General features: G+C 57.2%; 19 protein-coding genes, 1 tRNA gene and 1 pseudogene. 11 read left to right on the top strand and 10 right to left on the bottom strand.

Annotated features, from left to right (window positions below):
• Positions 1-3: 3 nt before the first annotated feature.
• On the bottom strand, positions 4-648 hold the full coding sequence (locus BFD71_RS15425) for an MBL fold metallo-hydrolase (protein WP_069265200.1): 645 nt from the start codon (positions 646-648) through the stop codon (positions 4-6).
• Between the two features lie 770 nt (positions 649-1,418).
• On the opposite strand from BFD71_RS15425, the gene BFD71_RS15420 reads away from it, so the two are divergent.
• On the top strand, positions 1,419-2,018 hold the full coding sequence (locus BFD71_RS15420; protein WP_069265199.1) for a septal ring lytic transglycosylase RlpA family protein: 600 nt from the start codon (positions 1,419-1,421) through the stop codon (positions 2,016-2,018).
• 148 nt (positions 2,019-2,166) lie between these two features.
• Here BFD71_RS15420 and rsmI read toward each other — a convergent pair whose 3' ends face one another.
• Positions 2,167-3,069, bottom strand: a complete 903-nt coding sequence (gene rsmI / locus BFD71_RS15415; protein ID WP_069265198.1) for a 16S rRNA (cytidine(1402)-2'-O)-methyltransferase — start codon at positions 3,067-3,069, stop codon at positions 2,167-2,169.
• Here rsmI and BFD71_RS15410 point away from each other — a divergent pair.
• The 5 genes from BFD71_RS15410 (at position 3,068) to BFD71_RS15390 (ending at position 5,585) form a co-directional block, all read left to right on the top strand.
• Positions 3,068-3,595 (top strand): YraN family protein, encoded by a 528-nt coding sequence (locus BFD71_RS15410; protein ID WP_069265197.1) that lies wholly within the window; start codon positions 3,068-3,070, stop codon positions 3,593-3,595. The two genes, rsmI and BFD71_RS15410, sit on opposite strands and share 2 nt — an antisense overlap.
• A 113-nt stretch (positions 3,596-3,708) precedes the next feature.
• On the top strand, positions 3,709-4,296 hold the full coding sequence (locus BFD71_RS15405) for a phosphoheptose isomerase (RefSeq protein ID WP_069265196.1): 588 nt from the start codon (positions 3,709-3,711) through the stop codon (positions 4,294-4,296).
• 43 nt (positions 4,297-4,339) lie between these two features.
• Entirely contained in the window at positions 4,340-5,107 is a 768-nt protein-coding gene (locus BFD71_RS15400; protein ID WP_370684280.1) for a BON domain-containing protein, read from the top strand.
• Positions 5,107-5,442 carry a c-type cytochrome gene (locus BFD71_RS15395; RefSeq protein ID WP_069265194.1) on the top strand — a complete coding sequence of 112 codons (336 nt, stop codon included), beginning with the start codon at positions 5,107-5,109 and terminating at the stop codon, positions 5,440-5,442. The genes BFD71_RS15400 and BFD71_RS15395 overlap by 1 nt, the downstream gene beginning before the upstream one ends.
• 67 nt (positions 5,443-5,509) lie before the next feature.
• Positions 5,510-5,585 (top strand) — tRNA-Ala (locus BFD71_RS15390).
• A 260-nt stretch (positions 5,586-5,845) separates the two neighbouring features.
• Here BFD71_RS15390 and BFD71_RS40530 read toward each other — a convergent pair.
• The 5 genes from BFD71_RS40530 to hsdR all read right to left on the bottom strand — a co-directional run bounded on the left by BFD71_RS40530 (position 5,846) and on the right by hsdR (position 13,680).
• A complete protein-coding gene (locus BFD71_RS40530; RefSeq protein ID WP_141710679.1) occupies positions 5,846-6,244 on the bottom strand; it encodes a hypothetical protein in 399 nt (132 codons plus the stop codon).
• Between the two features lie 690 nt (positions 6,245-6,934).
• Positions 6,935-8,095 (bottom strand): SIR2 family NAD-dependent protein deacylase, encoded by a 1,161-nt coding sequence (locus BFD71_RS15380; RefSeq protein ID WP_069265192.1) that lies wholly within the window; start codon positions 8,093-8,095, stop codon positions 6,935-6,937.
• Complete coding sequence (locus tag BFD71_RS15375; RefSeq protein ID WP_083245285.1) at positions 8,092-9,822, bottom strand: restriction endonuclease subunit S; 1,731 nt, start codon at positions 9,820-9,822, stop codon at positions 8,092-8,094. The genes BFD71_RS15380 and BFD71_RS15375 overlap by 4 nt, the downstream gene beginning before the upstream one ends.
• Positions 9,819-11,318: a type I restriction-modification system subunit M gene (locus BFD71_RS15370; RefSeq protein WP_069265191.1), complete on the bottom strand. Its 1,500-nt coding sequence runs from the start codon at positions 11,316-11,318 to the stop codon at positions 9,819-9,821. The genes BFD71_RS15375 and BFD71_RS15370 overlap by 4 nt, the downstream gene beginning before the upstream one ends.
• Positions 11,319-11,334: 16 nt before the next feature.
• On the bottom strand, positions 11,335-13,680 hold the full coding sequence (gene hsdR / locus BFD71_RS15365; RefSeq protein ID WP_069265190.1) for an EcoAI/FtnUII family type I restriction enzme subunit R: 2,346 nt from the start codon (positions 13,678-13,680) through the stop codon (positions 11,335-11,337).
• Between the two features lie 425 nt (positions 13,681-14,105).
• Here hsdR and BFD71_RS15360 point away from each other — a divergent pair, with 425 nt between their 5' ends.
• The 3 genes from BFD71_RS15360 (at position 14,106) to BFD71_RS15355 (ending at position 16,561) form a co-directional block, all read left to right on the top strand.
• Positions 14,106-14,330, top strand: coding sequence for a hypothetical protein (locus tag BFD71_RS15360; RefSeq protein ID WP_069265189.1), 225 nt, complete (start codon positions 14,106-14,108; stop codon positions 14,328-14,330).
• Between the two features lie 596 nt (positions 14,331-14,926).
• Positions 14,927-15,349 carry a very short patch repair endonuclease gene (locus tag BFD71_RS39145; RefSeq protein ID WP_083245284.1) on the top strand — a complete coding sequence of 141 codons (423 nt, stop codon included), beginning with the start codon at positions 14,927-14,929 and terminating at the stop codon, positions 15,347-15,349.
• Between the two features lie 93 nt (positions 15,350-15,442).
• Positions 15,443-16,561, top strand: a complete 1,119-nt coding sequence (locus BFD71_RS15355) for a DNA cytosine methyltransferase (protein WP_069265188.1) — start codon at positions 15,443-15,445, stop codon at positions 16,559-16,561.
• Here the strand turns inward: BFD71_RS15355 and BFD71_RS15350 are convergent.
• The 3 genes and pseudogenes from BFD71_RS15350 to BFD71_RS39140 all read right to left on the bottom strand — a co-directional run.
• Complete coding sequence (locus BFD71_RS15350) at positions 16,558-17,595, bottom strand: O-methyltransferase (RefSeq protein WP_069265187.1); 1,038 nt, start codon at positions 17,593-17,595, stop codon at positions 16,558-16,560. The two genes, BFD71_RS15355 and BFD71_RS15350, sit on opposite strands and share 4 nt — an antisense overlap.
• Positions 17,595-18,947, bottom strand: coding sequence for an ATP-binding protein (locus tag BFD71_RS15345; RefSeq protein ID WP_083245283.1), 1,353 nt, complete (start codon positions 18,945-18,947; stop codon positions 17,595-17,597). The genes BFD71_RS15350 and BFD71_RS15345 overlap by 1 nt, the downstream gene beginning before the upstream one ends.
• A 612-nt stretch (positions 18,948-19,559) precedes the next feature.
• Positions 19,560-19,766, bottom strand: a pseudogene (locus tag BFD71_RS39140) (preprotein translocase); the annotation flags it as partial.
• Between the two features lie 190 nt (positions 19,767-19,956).
• Here BFD71_RS39140 and BFD71_RS15340 point away from each other — a divergent pair.
• Together BFD71_RS15340 and BFD71_RS39135 are read left to right on the top strand one after the other, a co-directional pair.
• On the top strand, positions 19,957-20,316 hold the full coding sequence (locus BFD71_RS15340) for a helix-turn-helix domain-containing protein (protein ID WP_069265185.1): 360 nt from the start codon (positions 19,957-19,959) through the stop codon (positions 20,314-20,316).
• 94 nt (positions 20,317-20,410) lie between these two features.
• Positions 20,411-20,635: a SymE family type I addiction module toxin gene (locus tag BFD71_RS39135; RefSeq protein ID WP_083245282.1), complete on the top strand. Its 225-nt coding sequence runs from the start codon at positions 20,411-20,413 to the stop codon at positions 20,633-20,635.
• The last annotated feature ends 51 nt before the right edge of the window (positions 20,636-20,686 follow it).

Here is a 20,686-nt window from a genome sequence, read left to right as displayed (position 1 = left end):
CTCTCATCCAGGTACGCCATCTGCGACGTAGGGGTTGGAGCGGCGCTCCTCGCCGAATGTCGAAACGGGGCCATGGCCCGGCACGAACGTGACGTCGTCGCCCAGCGGCCAGAGCTTTTCGCGGATCGAACGGATCAGGTCCGCATGATTGCCGCGCGGGAAATCCGTGCGGCCGATCGAACCCGCGAACAGCACGTCGCCGACCGTGGCAACCCGGTGCTTGCGGCTGAAGAAGATCACGTGACCCGGCGTGTGCCCGGGGCAGTGATAGACCTCGAGTTCCTCGCCGCCGAAGCGCACCGTGTCGCCGTCTTGAAGCCAGCGCGTGGGCTCGAACGCCTCGGCGTGACCGAAGCCGAAGCGCACGCTCTGCTGCGGCAACTGGTCGATCCAGAAGCGCTCGTCTTCCTGCGGGCCTTCGATCGGTACGCCGAACTTCGTGGCGAGCGCCTTCGCGCCGGCGCAGTGGTCGAGGTGGCCATGGGTGAGCAGCACCTTTTCCAGCTGCACGCCCTGACGTTCGATCTCGGCCTCGATGCGTTCGAGGTCGCCGCCCGGATCGACGACGGCGGCGCGGTTCGTCGTTTCATCGACGAGCAGCGAACAGTTTTGCTGGAACGGCGTGACGGGAATCAGCGTGACTTTCATGCGGGGATCGTGGGGTTCAGGTCTCGCGGGGCGGGTACAGCGACGCGTCGAAATCGACGTCGCGTGCCGAAGGCCCCAGCCAAAGGATCGATTGTACCGGGGTGCAGGAAGCGCCGCCGACGCCGCTCGCGACAGCCTCAGTCCCTTGTCTGACAAGGGATGCGGCGGCGCAAGGCGAACGGCTTTGTTACATCAATAGTGAAAAATCATGGAGATTTGTGAGGCACTGGCGTGACAGGAATAACTTTTGGGTATAATGCGACCCATCACGCACGGAATTCGTGCTTTCAAAGGGCGGTGTGACCTTCGTAAAAAAAAGAGGTCGCATACATCGCCGTCAAGCAGTGCTGTCGTTCTAGGCGGGCCGAAACAGGCTGCCTTACAAGATAGCAAATCAGGTGTCGATCCGTTCGACGCCGCACGTCTTGCCCAGCCAGGTGCCACGCGCCTGCAACGGCCTACATGCCGTGACGCTGGGTGGGGCCTACGCCGCCGTTCCTGTGCGCCGAGAGTTTCCGGCGCGCCTGAACGAGCTTCATCGTTCGATGGCGGCATGTGGGGTCTGGTCAGGCTGCCGGGGACAGGTTGCGCCAGACGTGAAAGATAACTAGCGGTTAGCGGCTTATTAGGGCTGCATCCGGGCATTGGCACGCGTTCGCCTTTTTCATTCCAGGCGAGCGATGGCGAAGCTTTGCCCGCGACCGCCGAAGCCTTTCCGACAACGCGCACACATGGCGCGGGACAGGCTTCGAGAACGTGATGGCAATGTTATGAACCTTAGACTGACTCGACGACGACTCGGGAGTCTCGCAGCCGTGTCCATTCTGGCCGGTTGCGCCGTGCCGCCTGCCCAGCAGGACCAGGCATCCAGCGACGCCCTTCGCACGAAGGACGCGGCTTTCACTGCGCCGCAGGGCTACGGCTCCGCGCTCGCTGCGCTGCCCGCATCGGGCACGGCGAAGGACAACTCGCTCGCGAACGCCGAGGCGATCGACGAGAACGGCCCGGACGTCCACTCGTTCCACCAGACCGGCCGCGCCTCGTGGTACGGCCGCGCGTTCCACGGCCGCCGCACCGCAAGCGGCGAGCGCTTCAACATGAAGGCGCTCACGGCTGCGCACCGCACGCTGCCGCTCGGCTCGTATGTGCGCGTGAGCGTGCCCGGCACGTCGAAGTGGGTAGTGGTGAAGATCAACGACCGTGGCCCGTACGCACGTGGCCGTGTGCTCGACCTCTCGTATGCCGCCGCCAAGCTCCTTGGCGTGCAGCACGCGGGTACGGCGAAGGTGGACATCGAAGGCCTCACGCGCCAGGAAGCGAAGGCCGCGCAAGCGGATATGCTTGCCGCGAACTCGAACATCGATCACTAAGCGATCTCGTTTGGGCGTGGCGCTGAGTGCGCCGCGACGCGCCCGAGGCTGACCCGCCTGGCAGAGTCGAATGCACATGCGAAGGGCCGCCTGATTGACTCAGGCGGCCCTTCGGTTTTTCTGGCTGGTGCTTTTGACTGTAGTCGGCTCAGTCGTCCGCTTCTTCCCCGCCTTCACCCTTCAATTCCAGCGCCCGCGCGTAGAGCGCATTGCGCGACGCGCCCGTGAGCGCCGCCGCGATCTTCGCCGCGCCCTTTATCGGTACTTCCTGAAGCAGCACGCGCAAGAGCGCGTCGTGATCGGCTTCGCCTTCCGCCTGCTCGCTCGCACCTTCCGCCACCAGCACGAACTCGCCGCGCTGACGGTTCGCATCCGCTGCGAGCCACGTTGGCGCTTCGGCCAGGGTGCCGCTCCAGAGCGACTCGTGTAGCTTCGTCAATTCGCGGGCGATGAGGATGCGGCGCGCGGGACCGAACGCATCGGCGAGCGACTGCACGGTTTCGACGATGCGATGCGGGGCTTCGTAGAACACCATCGCGTGCGTATGCGAGGCGAGCGGCTGCAATGCGGCTGCGCGCTGCTTGGGCTTGGGCGGCAGAAAGCCGAGGAACGTGAAGGTCGAGACCCAGTCGCCGGCAGCGGAAAGCGCCGTTGCGAGTGCGCTCGCGCCAGGTAGCGGCATGACGTTCAGGCCGGCGGCGCGCACCGCGTCCACGAGTTTCGCGCCCGGATCGGAAATGCCGGGCGTGCCCGCGTCCGAAACGCAGGCCACGCGCTCGCCCGCGCGCAGAAACTCGATCACACGCTGCGCCGCTTCGCGCTCGTTGTGCTCGTGTACGGCGACGAGCGGCTTCGAAATACCGTAGCGCGCGAGGAGCTGGCCGGTGTTGCGCGTGTCTTCGGCGGCGATGCGATCGACGAGGCCGAGCACGTGCAGGGCGCGCAGCGTGATGTCGGCGACATTGCCGATGGGCGTGGCCACGACGTACAGCGTGGCGGCCGGATATTGCTGGGCCTGTGCGAGTTCGAAGGGGGACGAGAGGGACGTCATGACACGCAACGCGCGAAAGCAGGAAAAGAGGCCGACATTGTGCCACGCGGGCGCGAGTGCACCCGAGGGAAGCGGCGCGAACGAAAGTGCACGCGTCGACAACTTTTGCGCGCGAGCGCAGTCGAATGCCCAACGCCGCGCGACGGGCGCGCGTTTCGAGGCGCACGCCCTGGCGTTTTTGCGTCGCGAGCGCCTGGAACTGGTCGCGCGCAACGTGAATTGCCGCGGCGGCGAACTCGATCTCGTGATGCGTGAGCGCGACGGCACGCTGGTTTTCGTGGAAGTGCGCGCCCGCGCGCGGCCGGAATTCGGCGGGGCGGCGGCGAGCGTGGGATGGCGCAAACAGCAGCGCGTGCTGCGCGCGGCGCGCTACTTTCTCGCGACGTGGCGCGCCGCCGATGCGAATGGGAAAGCGGCCGCGCAGGCGCGAACGCCGCCCGCGTGCCGCTTCGACGTGATCGCGTTCGAGAGCGGCCGGCTCGTCTGGCTGCGCGACGCGTTTCAACCGGAAGCGCACGAGAGCTAAAACTTACGCGATAGAAAGAAGGGTGAAAATGAACGCCCTCGAGTGCGCTAAACTTGCGGCACGCCGCACCGCGCGGAAATTTTGCGATACCCGCAGTACAGATTAGAGAGTCGATGTCCGTCGAACGCATTCAACAGCACTTCCGCGATAGCGCAGCCACTACGCTCGCGGCCATGGAAACCCTGGCGGTCCCGATTGCCGCCGCGGTCGATACGATGTTCGCCGCGCTCGCGAACAGCAACAAGATTCTCGCGTGTGGCAATGGCGGATCCGCCGCCACTGCCCAGCAACTCGCCGCCGAACTGATCGGCCGGTTCGAGCGCGAACGCCCGGGCCTGCCCGCGCTCGCGCTGACCACCGACGCCTCGGTGCTCACCGCCGTTGCCAACGATTACGCGTACGAGCAGGTATTTGCGAAGCAGGTGCGCGCGCTCGGCCAGCCCGGCGACGTGCTGCTCGCCATCACGACCTCGGGCAACTCCGTAAACGTGCTGGCCGCCATTCAGGAAGCGCACGAACGCGAAATGGTCGTGATCGCGCTGACCGGCAAGGGCGGCGGCGACGTGAACAGCGTGCTCGCCGATACCGACATTCAGCTGTGCGTGCCGAGTGACCGGACGGCGCGTGTTCAGGAAGTGCATCTGTTAACTATTCACTGTCTTTGCGACGGCATCGACGCGATGCTGCTGGGCGAAGACTGACACCGTAAGACGAAGAGAGGGGAAGTTGATGAGCAGATACGGCATGACGCGCGCGCTGGCACGGACCACGCTGACGATCGGCTTCGCAGCCTCGCTCTGCGCAAGCCTGCAGGGCTGCTTCCTGGCGCTGGCGGGCGCGGCGGGCGGCACGGCGCTGGTGGCAACCGACCGCCGCACGGTGGGTTCGCAAACCGAAGACCGCGAGATCCAGGTGAAGGCGCTTGCCGATCTCGGCAAGCAACTGCCCGATACGGCGCACGTGAACGTGGCGGTGTTCAACCAGCGCGTGCTGATCACGGGTGAAGTGCCCGACGACGCCTCGAAGCAGAAGGCCGAGAGCATCGTGCGAGCCGTGACGAACGTTGCATCGATCGTCAACGAGCTGGCGGTGCAGCCGGCCAGCTCGTTCTCCTCGCGCGCAAACGACTCGTACCTCGAAGGACGCGTGAAGGGAGAGCTGATTGCCTATAAGGACATCTCCGCGAACAACTTCAAGGTGGTGAGCGAGCGCGGCACGATCTATCTCATGGGGCTGGTTACGCCGCAGGAAGGCAATATCGCCGCCAACGCGACGGCCGGGGTGATGGGCGTGACGCAGGTGGTGAAGTGCTACCAGTACATCGACCCGCAACAGGCGACGGTGGCGACGGCGGCTGCGCCCAGTGCGCCGGCGGCGGCGCCTGCTGCCGATGCGCCGACGGTGGGGGCGGTGCCTGATTCTGGTGTGACCTCGCAGCCTATTGAGCACCAGGCGCCCGCGCCCGTGACGAATTCTTCGGCTACGAAGCCGGGGAACACGGGGGCTTTGTGATGCGGCGGTTTGTTGGTGGGGTTGTGGTTGCTGTGGTTGGTCTTGGTCTCGCTTCGCCCGCTTTTGCTGCTGTGCCGGATGGGTTGAAGGTCGCTCAGGCGAATGCTTGCATGGGGTGCCATGCGGTGGATCGCAAGCTTGTGGGGCCGTCGTTTACGGATGTCGCTGCGAAGTACAAGGGCGATGCAGGGGCCCAGGGCAAGCTGGAGAAGAAAGTGCGGGACGGTGGGGCAGGGGTGTGGGGGGCTATTCCGATGCCGTCTCACCCGGGGATGAGTGCCGCCGATATCCATTCTGTCGTGGCTTGGGTGCTCGCCGGAGCGCCTTCGAAGTAGTTTTGCTTGGGGTCAAATTCGACGCTTGGCAAAACGGATTTTGTGTGTGTAGAATCGGTGATTCGTTGGGGCGGTAGCTCAGCTGGGAGAGCGTCGCGTTCGCAATGCGAAGGTCGGGAGTTCGATCCTCCTCCGCTCCACCAATAAAATCAAAGGGTTACAGGCGATTTTGCCTTGTAACCCTTTTGTGTTTATGGGGCGTGTAACCGCAGTGTAAGCGTATTCGGTCCACCTCAATCCATTTAGCTCCAGGCGATAGGTCGGACCGCTAATCTGAAGCTGGCACCGCCGCTGCGCCGATCATAGCGCGGTGCGTAAACACTGCAGGTTGGGAGCCAGAAACCCAGAGCGATTTCCTGAAGCCACTTCGCCGGTGAACAATGGCTCTGTCCGTCCCTAATATTCATCCCTGGTCTGGCCGCACGCGAAGGGCCATGCGGTGATAGGTGGGATCAAGGTCATCAGCAACTCCCAATGCCCATTCACGCCAAGCAACGTATTCGTCCGAGGGCTCAGCGGCGCGGCCAAGGCCACTATCTAGTAAGGCGAGGTACGCACGGATCAGTTCAGCATGCCGCCACTTCTTCGCCTCCAAAATCAACGCTTGGCGACGGTTATTTTCCTCCTCAGACTCCCGCTGTCTCGCCGCTCTTTGACGTTCTTGTTCGTGGCGCCTGATTTCAGCCTCTTTGGATCTTTGCTCGCGTTCTGCCCATTCGGCGACTCTCAGGGAGGAAACGCGGTGTCGCCGGTAAATGGCTGCGAGAATGTCGTCCAGTTGATCCTCCAGCAGTCGGTCCACGCTGTCGACTATTTCAGCGTGCCCCGTGCCTTGTTATTCGATAAATAGTGCGAGCTTTCCCGTCGGCGCCAGGGTACGGACTCGTACGGGGGATTGGTTCCACGTATTAATTTGATGCCGTGTGCCCTTGACTAGCTTCTCCGTGATCCGGATATCGACGTGGGCACCTGTTTTTGACAACCTCAGGCGTTCTTCACCCTTTGACATATGAACTCCGAATCCTGCCTTCTCAGCACGGTGGCAGATCGCATTTAGCAACCTTAGTCCTCGCTGATAGCTGCCCAGAGACAACCGCGCCGCGAGCTTCCGGTGCGTAGTGGTGAGTAAGAGCTGCCCAGCATCGCAAAAGGACAGCCAGCTCCCGAAAGCGGCGTCTGGGTCAGGCGGACGTTTCTTTCCGGCATGGTGCTGCTCCCAATCATGAACGTTCTTCAGACGTTCAGCCCGAGCTGCGTCTGTTTCGAACTGTTGCCGCAGTTCATGAAGGGCATGATGCCACCGATATCGCTCTAGGACGGCCATACAGTTGAGAGCAGCGCTACGTGCCCGCGCGGGTGCTGGACCAGCAGAACTTTTGTTCAAACGGCCAACGTCCGATTCGCCCGCTTGGACCACCGTGGAGGAGGTGCAAGCGTCGGTGGTGGTGCCGCTCTGCCTCCTCCCGCTAAAAAGTTGACTGTCAAACAATAGTTACTTGAGCCGGTCGCGGGCAACTTGAGCCTTCATGTAGTTCAGCTCGCCTCTGGCATGGCGAAGCACTGCCTCCACTTTTTCATGCTGCCCTCTCGGATACCAGATGGCGGTGATGCCTAGTCGCGAGAGTTCTCCGTTGCGTGCAACCAGAGCATCAAGTTCCTCAGGTGCTTGCTCTATAGCAAAGTGCTGAGGAAACAAGACATCTCCTGCCGCAGCCTTGGTGGCTTGAAAGACCTGCAAAGTGCGGTCGTTCCTCAAGCTACAACCGATGAACAGTAGGCTGTTATTCCGGTAGTACCGGCTTAGTATCTTGGGCACAGCCCGATGTAGGTCCAACGTGGCTGCGCCGTAAGCCTGATCGTACTGCGCTTTACTCAGGATGCAATGCGCCGGGTCCTTGAAGTCTCCGTGGATCTTGATGATCACGACCTTCTCCGGATCCGGAAGCTCCATGGCCGTCACGCCATTAATCACTTGCACATGAGGCGTTTCACCGGAATCGAACACCTGCTCCAGCAAGCGGTCGTAGTTTGTCGTGATCAGCGTGTCGGTGAACAGCTCCGAGATGAGCAGGGTGATGCCCTGGATGCTACCGCGCTTACCAAATACATCGCGGATTTCCTGAGCAAACGCATCGCGCCCGTGTTGCCGCTCGATATGCTCGATGAACTCTTCGTACTGGCCCTGAGCCAACCATGCCTCCACCTGTGCGGGTGGAATGCCCGCCGTGCGGCCCTGCTGTCGCAAGTGGTTCGCCCAGGTCGGAAAGCCTCCTCCCACTGAGATGCCGGCCCCAATGAACGGAACGACGTCTTGCGCAGCCAGGCGCTCCACCAACTGGTTGAAGCGCTGTTCATTGCGGTCAAACCAATGCGTGCCGTCCTCCTCACCGTAAGTCTCGATGAAGTGCTCCCGGCTAAGCACCTCGAAATGACGTTCGGCGCGATAGGCCTTCAGCGCTTGCTCGTAAGCTTCACGGTCGCCGGCGAAGAACGCCTTGCTAGTGTTAGACAAACCGACCTGGCCAAGCTTCTGCAACAGCGGAAGGTCGAGATCACTCTCCCCCTGATCGATCCAAGCATTAAAGTCTTCAAACAGCTCGAAGTCGGCGTGCCCATCCTGTTGGCACCAAGTTTCAGGCTGGCCAGACATCATGCTCCCGCAAGCGCTTTCTCGGCCACCGCGTCGGCCAGATGCAGCTGGGTGACCTGTGCATCGCAGAGGCGGGCCTTGAGCTGGTCGCACAGTGCCATCAGTGTGTCGACTTTGGCGACGATGCGGTGCTGTTCGGCAAGGGGCGGCAAGGTAACCGGCATTGCTCGCAGGCCGGAAAGAGGCACTGTCTTTTGAGCGATACCCGTTGCTATTGATGACGCATAGTTAAATGCAAACGTCGATTTTAGAAATAGGTAAAGATACGCAACGGGAGTTGAGTTGGTAGACTTCAGAATCGCTACGTGTCGTTGCACGCAAAATCTGGAATCGCTATTGATTACCACCGGAATTCCATACGACCCGGTGACTGTATAAAGCAGATCCAATGAGCATGGCCTTCTTCCCCAATCAAGGTTTTCGTAGTACGTCTCTGGTACGTATTTACAGTCTGAAAAATCAACAATTCCCTTATTGAGGTTTCCGATAACCAAGAAAGGTACTCCGGAATCTGCCTTCGGTGGCGCTTGATGGTCGCCATCCGTTACTAGCGCAGTCAATTCTTGCAACGATGCGCAGCGCCACCCACTCGGCAGACCAAGCGGCGTTACACCATCAGCAATCGCCGGTAGCGGCTTTTCCTTTCTGATCTTGCCTTCCTTCACCAGCTTGCCTTTTTCACCGGCGATTTTCTTGAGCAGTTCGCTGGAAGGTTCGTCCTTACCGTCTTGCGGGACGAGTTTACCCATCACAGCAAGGTCCAGAATGGCCTGCTGAAGCCGGTCGATGCTTTGTTCGGTGGTGAACAGGGTATCAAAGTGATTGGCGATGCGTTTCCAGGCACTGGCGAACTGTGCGTAATCCGATGCGCTCGTCAATATATTTAGCAGGGTCTCCACCAAGGTTTGATGCGCTCTGAGATTGACCCCGGCCTGTTGCTCAAGCTGGTCGCACAGCGCCATTAGTTCGTCTACTTTTCCGACGATACGGTGTTGTTCGGCGAGAGGAGGGATTGGCAAGACAAGCTTTTCCATCCGCTCTTTCGTCATGTGAATCATGGCAATGCCATTACCTGACGCTTTAATTGAGGCCGATATTGCTTCTAGATAGTTTCTAAAGAAAAATTTATCTACATGAGACTTGCTAAAAAAATCCATCTTCCATATGTGGTAATGGTAGATGACCTTTCCCCCCTGCCAAATGAATGGGCCAAAAGAGGCTGACCATGCATAGATGAGATCGCCGTCATCAATGTATTTTTCTGGTTCTAATTCCAGATCCGAGTAATACCACTCGTTCGAGGTGAACAGGTTGCCAACTCTCAAAAGCGGCGTGCCTTCCGAAAGCATCTCGGGCTTTTTATAAGCTCGCCCATTAAGGACGTTAATGACATCACCGAGTCTCGCTAGTGCCCATCCTTCTGGTAGCGGAAACGGAGCGTCGTTCCCGTCAATCGCAGGCAGCGGCCTTTCCCTCTTGATCTTGCCTTCCTTCACCAACCGTGCCTTTTCAGCGACGATTTTCTTCAACAGTTCGCTGGCGGGTTCGTCGTTCGGGTCTTGCGGCACCAGCAGGCCGCGCACTGCCAGCTCGAGAATCAGCTCACGCAGTTTCTTGATGCCGTAGAGCTCAATCTTGTTCGAGGAGCCACGCCCCGCAGCAGCTTTCCGCTTGATGGCAGAGGCCCACAGGTCCAGATGCTGGATCAGCAGTTGGTCGACAGCGTTCATGCGCACCTCGCTCCAACCAATGCGCCTGCAAGAATGCCTTTAAGCTGGTCCTGCAGCTTCTGGATTTCCTTCTGCTGGCCTTGGTATTGTGCCAGCAGCTCGTCCGGGTCGTGGCTAGTTTGCTCACCCACATGCGGGTTCTTGAAGTCGAGGTTGTAGTTGCGGGCGGTGATGTCCTCGATGCTCACTTTCCAGGCCTGCGGGGTTTCCACGCGGCTTTTGAAGCCGTCGGCCTCGCTGCCCCACCACGCACGTTCGGCTTCAAACTCCTCGAACTGCATTGGGCGGGTCTTGTTGTAGCTGACGACACCTTCCGGGTAGGGGTGTTCGTAAAACCACACTTCCGTCGTGGCCGGCCATTCGCTTTCCGGCTTCTTGGTGAAGAACAGGACGTTCGTCTTGATACTGGTGTACGGGTTAAACACGCCATTGGGCAGGCGCACGATGGTGTGCAGGTGGCACTGCTCCAGCAGCATCTGTTTCAGGCGCGTTTTCATGCCCTCGCCAAAGAGGAAGCCATCGGGCAGCACCACTGCGGCGCGGCCGTTGTTCTTCAAGAGCTTTACGACCAGTGCCATGAACAGGTCGGCGGTTTCGCGGGTGCGCAAGGTGGCCGGGAATTGGTTTTCCACCCCGTCTTCTTCCATGCCACCAAAAGGCGGATTGGTGACGATTACGTTGACCCGGTCGGCCTCGCCGTAATCCTTGTAGGCGCGGCGGCTGAGCATGTTGTCGTGCTCGATCTGAGTGGGCGTGTCGATGCCGTGCAGGATCATGTTGGTGGTACACAGCATGTGCGGGAGCGCCTTCTTCTCAACGCCGTGAATGCTGCCCACCAGCACCGATTCATCAGAGGCGTTTTTTACATAGTTCGCGCGCTTGTGGTCGATGGTGCACGCCAAGAAGCCGCCCGTGCCGCAGGCCGGATCCAGCACGCTTTCGTCGAGCGTAGGATCCACGCGGTCGACAATAAATTTGGTGACGGCACGGGGCGTGTAGAACTCGCCGGCGTTACCTGCGCTTTGCAAGTCTTTCAGGATCTGCTCGTAGATGCTGCCGAAGGTGTGACGGTCTTGCGTGTTGTTGAAGTCGATCTCGCAGATCTTGTTGATGACCTGCCGCATCAGTGTGCCCGACTTCATATAGTTGTAGGCGTCCTCGAAGACGCTGCGGATCACAAGTGCCCGTTGACCATTTTCACCGCTGACGGTCAGCTTGGTCTTCAGTGTCGGGAAGAGCTGCAGGTTGACAAAATCGTTGAGCTCGTCGCCAGTCATGCCCTCCGGGTCGGCGGCCCAGTTACGCCACCGCAAGTGCTCGGGCAGCGGCGATTTGTAGCTATCTTCCAGCAGTTCGATTTCCGCTTCTCGGTCGTCGTAGATCTTAAGGAAGAACATCCACACCAGTTGGCTGATGCGTTGGGCGTCGCCGTCGACACCGACATCCTTGCGCATGATGTCCTGAATGGACTTGATTACACCACTTACGTTACTCATTAAATTCCTGGTCAGCTTAACTTGCTTCTTTGAATAGTTCGTTTTCGAGCGCTTGCAGCGCTTCCTCGTACTTGGCCTTGCCGCCGAATACGCCGTTGATGATCTCCACTGGCGTACCGAGCGTCTTAAAAGGCTCCAGCTTCAAGACGTTGTTATTTTCAATGGTCATCACGCCCTCATCGGCGTACTTGTCCAATAGCGCCTCGAGCACCGCCCGGGCTTGCCCGCCGTATCGGGTGAAGTAGTTACGCTTTTTAACCTTGTTGGCCCGTTCATCGCGGGTCAGCGGGGGCTGGTCAAAGGCGATATGGCAGATCAGATCGAAGTCGCCGTAGTCCTTTCCCACCTCTTGGGCCAGCTTAGGCAGTTCAATGCCGTACTCGGCCAGCTCTTCGATAATGGCGGCCTTTTTCTTGGCGGTGTTCCACTTTTGCAGGAAGTCATCCAGCGAAGAGAACTCCTTGCGGATGCTCTTACGGCTGTAATCGCGGTAGCTTTCGGTCACCATCTCGCCGTCTTCGCCGAGGTATTCCACGCGCTCCGAGAGGATGCGCACCGCCACGCCGCCTACATGGTACTTCTTGACGTCTTGACCTTCACCATCCTCGTCCGCATTGTCCCCATCATCACCGGGGTCTGGATCAGGCGGCACCGGGTCATCGTCGTTGTCGGGCTCATAGATGACGACAGGTTCCCCATCGAACGCCGGATCTTTGAAGAGCTCGGTGGCCTTCTTGAAATCCATGACGGTGAAGAAGTACTTGTTCTGTAATTCGTCAATGCGCGTGCCGCGCCCCACGATCTGCTTGAACGTGGTCATGGAGTTCACGGTCTTGTCTAGCACGATGAGCTTGCAGGTCTTTGCATCTACCCCAGTGGTCAACAACTCAGAGGTGGTGGCAATGACGGGGTATTTGCTTTCCGGGTCGATGAAGTTATCGAGCTCGGCCTTGCCTTCCACACTGTCGCCCGTGATGCGCATCACGTACTTGCTGTTTGCCTTGGCCAAGGGGCCAGCTGCGTTGACGATGGCTTTGCGCATGCGCTCGGCGTGGTCGATATCTTCACAAAAGATGATTGTCTTCTGGAAGGGGTCCGTGGCATTGAGCAGCTTCATCACGCGCTCTGCCACCAGCTTGGTACGCTGGTTCAGCACCAGGATGCGGTCCATGTCGATCTGATTGTATTGCCGTTCTTCGAGATCGTTGCCTAAGTCATCCTTCATGCCAGGCGGCGGCGTCCAGCCAATGATGTCCTTGTCGATGTCAATGCGCACGACCTTGTAAGGCGCCAAAAATCCATCTTGGATGCCCTGCTTGAGCGAATAGGTGTAGATTGGTTCGCCAAAGTAGGTGATGTTGGACGCGTATTTGGTTTCCTTGGGCGTGGCGGTCAGGCCGAGTTGAATGGCGCCGTCGAAGTACTCCAGGATCTCCTTCCAGGCCGAGTCGTCGTTCGCGCTACCACGGTGGCACTCGTCGATGACGATCAGGTCGAAGAAATCCCGCTTCACCGACTTGAAGATCTTGTCTTCCTCGTCCGGGCCCGTGAGTGCCTGGTACAAGCCAAGATAAACTTCGTATGACGGGTCGATCTTGCGGTTGCGGATCTTGGTCATGACCGAGCCAAAGGGCTTGAAGTCGTTCACCAGGGTCTGGTCAGCAAGGATGTTGCGATCAACAAGGAAGAGGATGCGCTTCGCTTGTTTGGCCTTCCACAGGCGATAGATGATCTGAAAGGTCGTATACGTCTTGCCGGTGCCTGTGGCCATCACCAGCAGCAGGCGCTTTTCGCCTTGGGCCACTTTCTCGATCACGCGGTTGATTGCCTCGGCCTGGTAGTAGCGCGGTTCCTTGCCACTTCCGTCGTCAAAGTAGGGTTCTGTGACCAGCGGCTCTTGGGAATCTTCAATTCCTCGGAAAGACTTGTAGCGCTGCCAAAGTTCATCTGGTGATGGAAACGCTTCCATCCCGAACTCGGTCTCAGTATCTTCGCCTGACGTCGCTGCCTTGTTGTGGCTGGCAAATCCGTCGCCGTTGGAGCTGAACGCACAGGGCACATCCAGCAGTTCCGCATAGCCCAAGGCCTGCTGGAGGCCATGGCTGGTGGTGTGATTGTTGTCTTTGGCCTCGATTACCGCCACGGGCACGCCCTTTTCCTTCTGCAAGACGTAGTCTGCAAACTTCTTTTTCTTCTTATTGCGTGAAGAAAGGTTGCCGCGCACGACGACGGGTCCGGGCGTCAGTGTGACCTCACGGCGAATCTGCGTCATCTCATCCCAACCTGCTTGGGCGACGGCAGGTGTGATGAATTTGGCCTTGATGTCGGACTCGCTGAGTTCTTTCTTTTCTTTTGGGTCCATGCGGTCTTGCTCAAGAAAATGACGGTTGCCCGCCTAAACGCTGCTCATTTATTTCGCTTGATTACATCTGGGCGCAATAAATGAGACCACCAAGCCTGCGCAGAAAAAACGTAACGTCAGTTTAATGACGCGATTCTGCCATAAGTCCCAGATGTCCTGTGGACGGCAGCTTCGGCCCGATGAATGCGGGCGGATGGCGAGATACAGTGCGGAGCGGACGCGTGAACGTCTCGCCGACGACGGAAGCGTACGACGGTCTGTGGCCGCTGAAGTATTGAATTCAGCGCGCGAGTGCGTGGCTCGCGTGTTGCCCAACAAGACAGCAAGATAATTGCGGACGTCTCGCGCGGTTGCAATACGGGCATGCGCATCTGTCGGCAAGCGCGTATTGTGCCGTTATGAGGGAAACACCGGAGGAGAGACCGATGCTAGGACTCCAATACGTTGGGATGGCGCTCAACCACTGGCAGAAGTGGCGCCCGAAGGAGTACTGGCAAATGCAGAAGGACGGGACGCTGAACGAGGAGGCCCAGACGGCGAGCAAGCGAGCGGCGAGGGAGGTGGCGTCGCTGATGGAAGCGGGCTACCAGAAGCACGAGGCGGAAGAGGTGGTGCTGCCGGAGCTGATTCTCCTGCCCCCCGAGAAGTAAAGCCGCGCAAGCCGGCGTTCGAAGGAGGAAACGGCGCCGGCCGAGTCCGCGCCTGACCTTATCGAGATGGCACACGTCGAGATCAAGGAGGCCGCCTGGCGTAGGGAGACCCTGTTTCAGGGTAGCCTTCCAGTGCGCCGCGATTGCATTGCGCGGTTTCGCGTAGCCGAGAATCAGTGCGACCGCGAGCGACAAAGTACGGCTAGTCGTCGACCATGACGGTGCGAACCTAATGCCATAACGGCTCGTAGTTTCGGCTGCACACTGCCTGCGTCGAATTCGATTCGGTAACCCCAATCTGACATTTCTGGCGCGCGAAAGTGTCAGCCGAAGATATCAGCCTGAGGTATACCCCCTTTTGACAGTCGACTTGCTACGCCCCGGTAATTGGATTCTCTGCGATCGAATGGAACGGGCCGTTCCCATATCAGGAGCAGGCGAAAGGCGCTGAAATGGTTGGTTTTTCCGGTGCCGGCGTATCGAGCGTTTCTGGCGAGCAGTCATAGAACGTCTATGCTCTGTAAAAAAGACGTAGGGCTAGGCAGCGCATAAGCGCGCAGGCGGCTGAAAATTGGACTGAGACCTTAGGGGAGCTCGTGGATCACGTCACACCAGAAAGGCGCAGCTGGTTGATGTCTCGCATCTCATCGCGGAATACCAAACCCGAGCTGGCTGTACGACGGCTGCTGCACGGCTTGGGTTATCGCTTTCGCATTCACTACGGGGGCTTACCGGGAAAGCCCGACATTGTATTTACCAGACGTAAGAAAGCGATATTTGTCCATGGCTGCTTTTGGCACGGTCACGTTGGCTGCCGTTACGCGAAGCTGCCCGCTACCCGTGCGGACTTTTGGACCGAGAAGATGAGGCGCAACAGGGAACGCGATATCCGAACCAACGATGCGCTTGTAGAACTAGGGTGGGGCGTAATGATCGTCTGGCAATGTGAGTTAAAGGAAAAGAGCAACGCCCACTTAACGGAAAAGCTTGTCGCTTTTCTCGGTCCTCCTAAAGGGTAGCCGCAACGGCGGATGCCGATAACTCTGGTCCCGATCGACAGGCTTCGACGCGTCGCGTAAAATGCGCTGCAATCTGTTCCGTCCAGTGGACCAATGCCTACAGTTATCGACCTATTTTCTGGCGCCGGTGGGCTTAGCCTAGGCGCTGCCCGTGCTGGTTTTACCGTGAGCGGATCGGTCGAGATCGACCCCTTCGCAATTCAGGTACACAAGCTGAATTTTCCCAAGGCGCAACATCTCCCTCTGGATATCGGCACCTTGTCCGGCAAGCGGCTTCTTGCCTCATCAAATCTGAAATCGGGCCAACTTTGTGGCTTAATCGGTGGCCCCCCATGCCAAGGATTCAGTTCGATCGGACATCGGATGGAAGGCGACGAGCGAAATGATCTTTTCGCTCACTTCTTCAGGCTGGTGTCGGAGACAAACCCTGCGTTTTTTGTCGCTGAGAATGTTCCGGGCATCCTTGACGAACGGTATGACACGACTCGCGAGCGCGCGTTTGCGAATGTTCCGAAGAAGTACCGGATGTTGCCACCTGTCAAAATACAAGCCGATCAGTTCGGCGTTCCGACGACGCGCACTAGGATTTTTTTCATTGGATTCGATCCAAAGCGGTTCCGGCAGCCACTTAGCCCTGATCTCTTCGCCGCTCCGTCAGAAGGGCTATTGACCACAGTTGGTGAAGCTCTTCGCGGGCTTCCAGAATTCATCGATCCGGCGTGGCAGACGGCTGAAGAAGGGTGGCGTCCAGTCAAGAAGAACGTGGAAAACTGGTTTTTTGAAAGAGTGAAGAACGCGGTGCCCGCGGACGTAGGCGACCCAATCTCCCTAGAAAGGTATTTGGAGCGCGACGAGGTATCGGGATGTATGGGAACCCGCCACACAGCCGAGGTGCTGGCCCGATTTGCCAATACCATCCCAGGGCGAGTTGACCAAATCTCAAAGGCAATTCGACTCAAGCACGACGGGCTCTGTCCTACCCTTAGGGCAGGGACAGCGAAGGAGAGGGGCAGCTATCAAGCCGTCCGCCCCATTCACTACTCCCAACCGCGTGTCATTACTGCAAGAGAAGCTGCGCGACTACAAGGCTTTCCGGATTGGTTCATCTTTCACGAAACCAAGTGGCATAGTTTTCGGCAAATCGGCAACAGCGTCAGTCCGCTAGTTGCCGAATTTATCCTTAAAAGAATCTACCTAGCGGTTGCCGGCTAGATAGGCGATTCGACGAAGATGGGGAAGTGCCGGTAGTGTCTCCGGTACTTCTCCGCTTGCTCGCGGCCAATGCGCACCCCCTTTTCTTCGAGCTGCGCAGCAAACGCGTCCGTGCCTGACGGAAGGATCGAATCGAGTACCAGCTTTTCGCGGAGCGTTATCGGGATCAGGTCAAGGCGATGGTGGATCGGTGACACGCCTTCGGATTCAAGTACGGGGTCTTCAGTCAGCGCGGCTTCCCAATTGCCAACGCTTTCCGCTCCAGTGATCGCACCGCCAACCGTAACCATTTCCACGCCATCTTTGTGACAAAAATTAAAAAGAGGCACGAACCGGAGACGCTGCCCATTTTCCTCTCGGCCGCTTGACGTCACCTTGTGTGAGAGAAACGCTAATAGCGCGGCTGCCATGCATTCTGAAAAATCCATCTCCTTCACGTCCGCTGGTCGTCCAGTCGACGTCGTCAAATTCTGATACTTGGCCGGAACCACATCCCCTAGCAAGGTGTTCAAAGTTGCAACGGCACGCGGGTCTATAGTTACCCCCCGCTTTGCCGCAGCATCAACAGCCGTTTGCTTAATTTTGTAATTGCCGTAGTAGGCGTTAACGGAGACCAGTATGACTGATCCGACGTGCAGACGCTGTGCGAAAAGTGCTAGATCATCAGCAATATGTTCGTCGAGGTTACCGTCATAATCCATCCAGACGACAGACGGCTTTGCCCAATCGGCATCCTTCCACTCTGGCAACACCTCATACGACATCCCCGGCAGCACTCTCACGCTTCCATACGGCTTATTAAACTCCGCACGATCTGCATGCTCGGTATGCTCAATGGAGACGAGATCATCTATGCCGAGAAGGCGGTGAGCCAGTCGGTGATCCGCGAACCACATCGAGCCCAAACCAAGGTATCTGTATGCAGCGAAGTTGACCGTCTTTTTCGCGCGCATCAACAGATCAAAAATCAATTTGCGTTCGATATGTTTATTCGACCGGAGTTGATAGTCAAATCGTTCGAATGATGCAGCCATTATTTGCCTAGCTCCATCTCGCGATAATAATCAAACGTAAGATGGCCAACGTCCTTTGCGGACATTAGAGGATTGCCTGCATTCTTTTTTATTTCTTCAACTTCGCTTTTCTTTCTTTTAAAGGAAATTGTCACCAACGGCGGTCCCGATGTTCCGGACGTAATGGTAGGCAGTTTTAACGGGCGTTCGGATATTATGCCCTTGATTGGTGTCAATGAGTATACATCTACACGTGCGGTACCGCTTTCCATGCGTTTCGCATTATCGAGTTCGGTTTTTCGGCGATTCGTGTATTTAATAAAATCCTCTGTCAGTTCCTTCATTTTAACCAAGGCGCGCTGATAAAGCGGATTTGTGCTTTCTAAATCACGCTTGGTTGTCGTCCACGGAAGTTTGCTTTGATCGTCCGAGCGAAAAAATACAAATCCGGCAAAACCAGTGTATTGAAGGTGCCATACTTGAAAATCGTCGTCTCCCCACACGGTTTTATCCGATTTATCTGCTGCAAGGACAACTCGATCATTACAAATAACATACCAGCCAAACCGATCGACAAGACCTGGGCGGGCCTCATCGGGGATATCATCGGGTAGGTCCTCAATTAATCCGGCAATAACCGTGACACTGACGCCGTCGTCTTCATAGGAAATAACGCCGGGGGCGACAGATTCGTTTTCTTTTAATGCATATTTGTAAGATGCAACCGTGGTGTCATCAACTTTGATTTTCAATCCCTTGTCGATGAAAAAAGTATAATCTCGTGCGATTGCTTTAATCAATTCATTTTTAAAGGCTGTATCGGCGAATGAGTCCCCTATCCCCGTGTTGAGTTTTTCGATCGAAATCTTTGTTCCGCGCGACTCGGATCTCTCGATGTCGTTATATGAGAAATCCCAGTTTTTCTCATTTTGAATCCACTGATCTACATCGACGGAAACGACAAAGCTCGCGTCATCCGCATGGCTAATAATGTCTGCGGATCGGCCGATTTTGAAGATCGCGCGTTTCATGCCAATTCCATATAGACCAATTCCGCCTTTAACATCATTCTCACGTTGTGGGCGCCGTCCAAAATGGAATGCATATTTTATTGCGTCAGATAGGGTAATTCCGCCGCAATTGTCGTTAATAATAAACTTATCACGAGCAAGTGTTAGCTCAATGCTGTATCCGTCGAATGCGTTCTCGGAAAGCGAATCGATTTTTCTTCGTGCGCCGTCTATGGCGTTGTCAAGTAAGTCGAAGATACAATCAAGTAGCGCAATATCGCGCGTTATCATATTTACAAAGAAATCTTTGGTCGGGTCTGCGTTGATTATTTTACTGTCGGATTTTTTATTGATATTTTCCACTACAAATTCTCCTGTTTAAAGCCCCGTGCTGTGGTCGATGGCCAAGGCATCTTTTGGCGCATCCGTCACTTCAAGCGTATTCGCCGCGCATCTATCGCAAAGGTCTTGCGGAGCTGGCTAGTCTCAACTGTAAGATCGCTCATGCGTTTGGGCGCAGGGTGATCCGACGCGACTTTACAGATAATACGCCCAACATGCTGATCCCAAGAAGCTGCATGACAAAAGGTGACTCTGGCAGACAATGGAATGTATCGTACGCGCAACTGCAAATGTCGAAGCCCCGACATCGCGAGCGTTTCCTTCGCAATCTACTTCGTAGGAGCCCAAGGCGAACTGGTTGGAAGCCTTGTGGCCGCACTCCATCGCGGCGCGCATGACCGATTCGCCTAGCGGAAAGACTATTGTGAGCCTTGCCTAAGTCTGGCTTGATTCTTGGCCGCCATCCCCTTCGGAAATTTCATCTTTTTAATAGGCGAATTGCGTTCGGTCGGGGTAGTGCAGTGGACACTGCCGCCAGCGTTTTTTGCTACACTCGCTTGACACTGCTGTTACCCGGCAATCCGTAAGTTATTGATTTTAAAGGGTTGGGGCGTTTCGATCCTCCTCCGCACTCTAAGCCTTGATCTTGTCGTGCCACATGCGCGACAGATCGAGAGGGCGTCGGCGATAGTGTTTTTTGGCAATTGCCGACGGCTTGTACCCTTGGATTTGTGCGACAACGCCGACCGGGACCTCCACCGACTCTGACAATGTGCCGAATGAGCGGCGCAGGCCATGTAGCGAAAAATGCGGCAAACCCGTCGGTTCCAGCGCGCGATTGCCGGTGATGTATCTATCTCTTCCCTGCGAGGTGCGCATCTGCAATTTGATCGCGATTAATAAACCTTAAATAATGATCCGAGTAAAAGCAACTCTAGATTTTAGCGATAGTGGATTCGCTACAATTAGCCGTGACTCAGGAATTGAGCGGATTATTTAGACCTGTGTATGATCAGCGCAGGATTTAACCATGAACGCAATAGATCGAGAATATTTTATTGAACTTGGCGAACGCATTGCCAGGGCGCGAAGAGCGCGCGGCATGACGCAACAAGAATTAGCCGAAGCGCTCGGAATCGCACAGCAAACGCTAGCCCACTATGAAGTCGGGCGCTCGCGCGTGCCGGCATCGCTGTTGCCAGCTTTAGTGGACCGGTTGATGTCCTCTTTCGAAGAGTTGCTGTGCAGGCCAGTCGCGCGACAGCCAGGCAAAGGAAGTTCGATATCGCGCCTACAACTGCAAATCGCCGCAATCGAACAACTACCCAAGCCCAAACAGCAGTTCGTCTCACAAATGTTGGATACCGTGCTCGCACAGGCACGGAAGTAGTCGGAGTCTCAATGCAGTAAGCGAAGCGCGGGCCATGAGTGTTACCAGCACTCACAGCCCGCTGACCAAAACCAACTCAACCTAGGAGTTGACCATGGCTGACGCCAATCTTAATGCATCGCAGGCGCATCCTGAGCGCCGCGTAACCATCCAGCAGTCCTGGCGGTACCGCAAGTACAGTTCGCGGGCAAGAAATGACCCGCCGCTTTACCCCTGGCTCAAGCTTTCTGGCCGATGGCTCGAAGTCGCAGGCTTTGAACCAGGCCAGCGCGTCCGAATCACGGTCGAAGACAAAAGGCTTGTGATCACCCCAGACTGACCCGCCCGTCAGACCAAAGCCCACACCACAAAAAGAAGGCCACGAACCCCC

The organism is Paraburkholderia nodosa (genome assembly GCF_001718195.1).
GTDB classification, from domain to species: Bacteria; Pseudomonadota; Gammaproteobacteria; order Burkholderiales; family Burkholderiaceae; genus Paraburkholderia; species Paraburkholderia nodosa_A.
The sequence above is the reverse complement of the archived record's forward strand: the minus strand, read 5'-3'. Positions and strand labels throughout refer to the sequence as shown.

Excerpts from the sequence above, each read along its gene's own strand:
- BFD71_RS15425 (WP_069265200.1), bottom strand. The coding sequence starts at position 648 with ATGAAAGTCACGCTGATTCCCGTCACGCCGTTCCAGCAAAACTGTTCG.
- BFD71_RS15420 (WP_069265199.1), top strand. The coding sequence starts at position 1,419 with ATGAACCTTAGACTGACTCGACGACGACTCGGGAGTCTCGCAGCCGTG.
- BFD71_RS15410 (WP_069265197.1), top strand. The coding sequence starts at position 3,068 with ATGACACGCAACGCGCGAAAGCAGGAAAAGAGGCCGACATTGTGCCAC.
- rsmI (WP_069265198.1), bottom strand. The coding sequence starts at position 3,069 with ATGACGTCCCTCTCGTCCCCCTTCGAACTCGCACAGGCCCAGCAATAT.
- BFD71_RS15405 (WP_069265196.1), top strand. The coding sequence starts at position 3,709 with ATGTCCGTCGAACGCATTCAACAGCACTTCCGCGATAGCGCAGCCACT.
- BFD71_RS15400 (WP_370684280.1), top strand. The coding sequence starts at position 4,340 with ATGACGCGCGCGCTGGCACGGACCACGCTGACGATCGGCTTCGCAGCC.
- BFD71_RS15395 (WP_069265194.1), top strand. The coding sequence starts at position 5,107 with ATGCGGCGGTTTGTTGGTGGGGTTGTGGTTGCTGTGGTTGGTCTTGGT.
- BFD71_RS15380 (WP_069265192.1), bottom strand. The coding sequence starts at position 8,095 with ATGATGTCTGGCCAGCCTGAAACTTGGTGCCAACAGGATGGGCACGCC.
- BFD71_RS15375 (WP_083245285.1), bottom strand. The coding sequence starts at position 9,822 with ATGAACGCTGTCGACCAACTGCTGATCCAGCATCTGGACCTGTGGGCC.
- BFD71_RS15370 (WP_069265191.1), bottom strand. The coding sequence starts at position 11,318 with ATGAGTAACGTAAGTGGTGTAATCAAGTCCATTCAGGACATCATGCGC.
- hsdR (WP_069265190.1), bottom strand. The coding sequence starts at position 13,680 with ATGGACCCAAAAGAAAAGAAAGAACTCAGCGAGTCCGACATCAAGGCC.
- BFD71_RS15360 (WP_069265189.1), top strand. The coding sequence starts at position 14,106 with ATGCTAGGACTCCAATACGTTGGGATGGCGCTCAACCACTGGCAGAAG.
- BFD71_RS15355 (WP_069265188.1), top strand. The coding sequence starts at position 15,443 with ATGCCTACAGTTATCGACCTATTTTCTGGCGCCGGTGGGCTTAGCCTA.
- BFD71_RS15350 (WP_069265187.1), bottom strand. The coding sequence starts at position 17,595 with ATGGCTGCATCATTCGAACGATTTGACTATCAACTCCGGTCGAATAAA.
- BFD71_RS15340 (WP_069265185.1), top strand. The coding sequence starts at position 19,957 with ATGAACGCAATAGATCGAGAATATTTTATTGAACTTGGCGAACGCATT.
- BFD71_RS39135 (WP_083245282.1), top strand. The coding sequence starts at position 20,411 with ATGGCTGACGCCAATCTTAATGCATCGCAGGCGCATCCTGAGCGCCGC.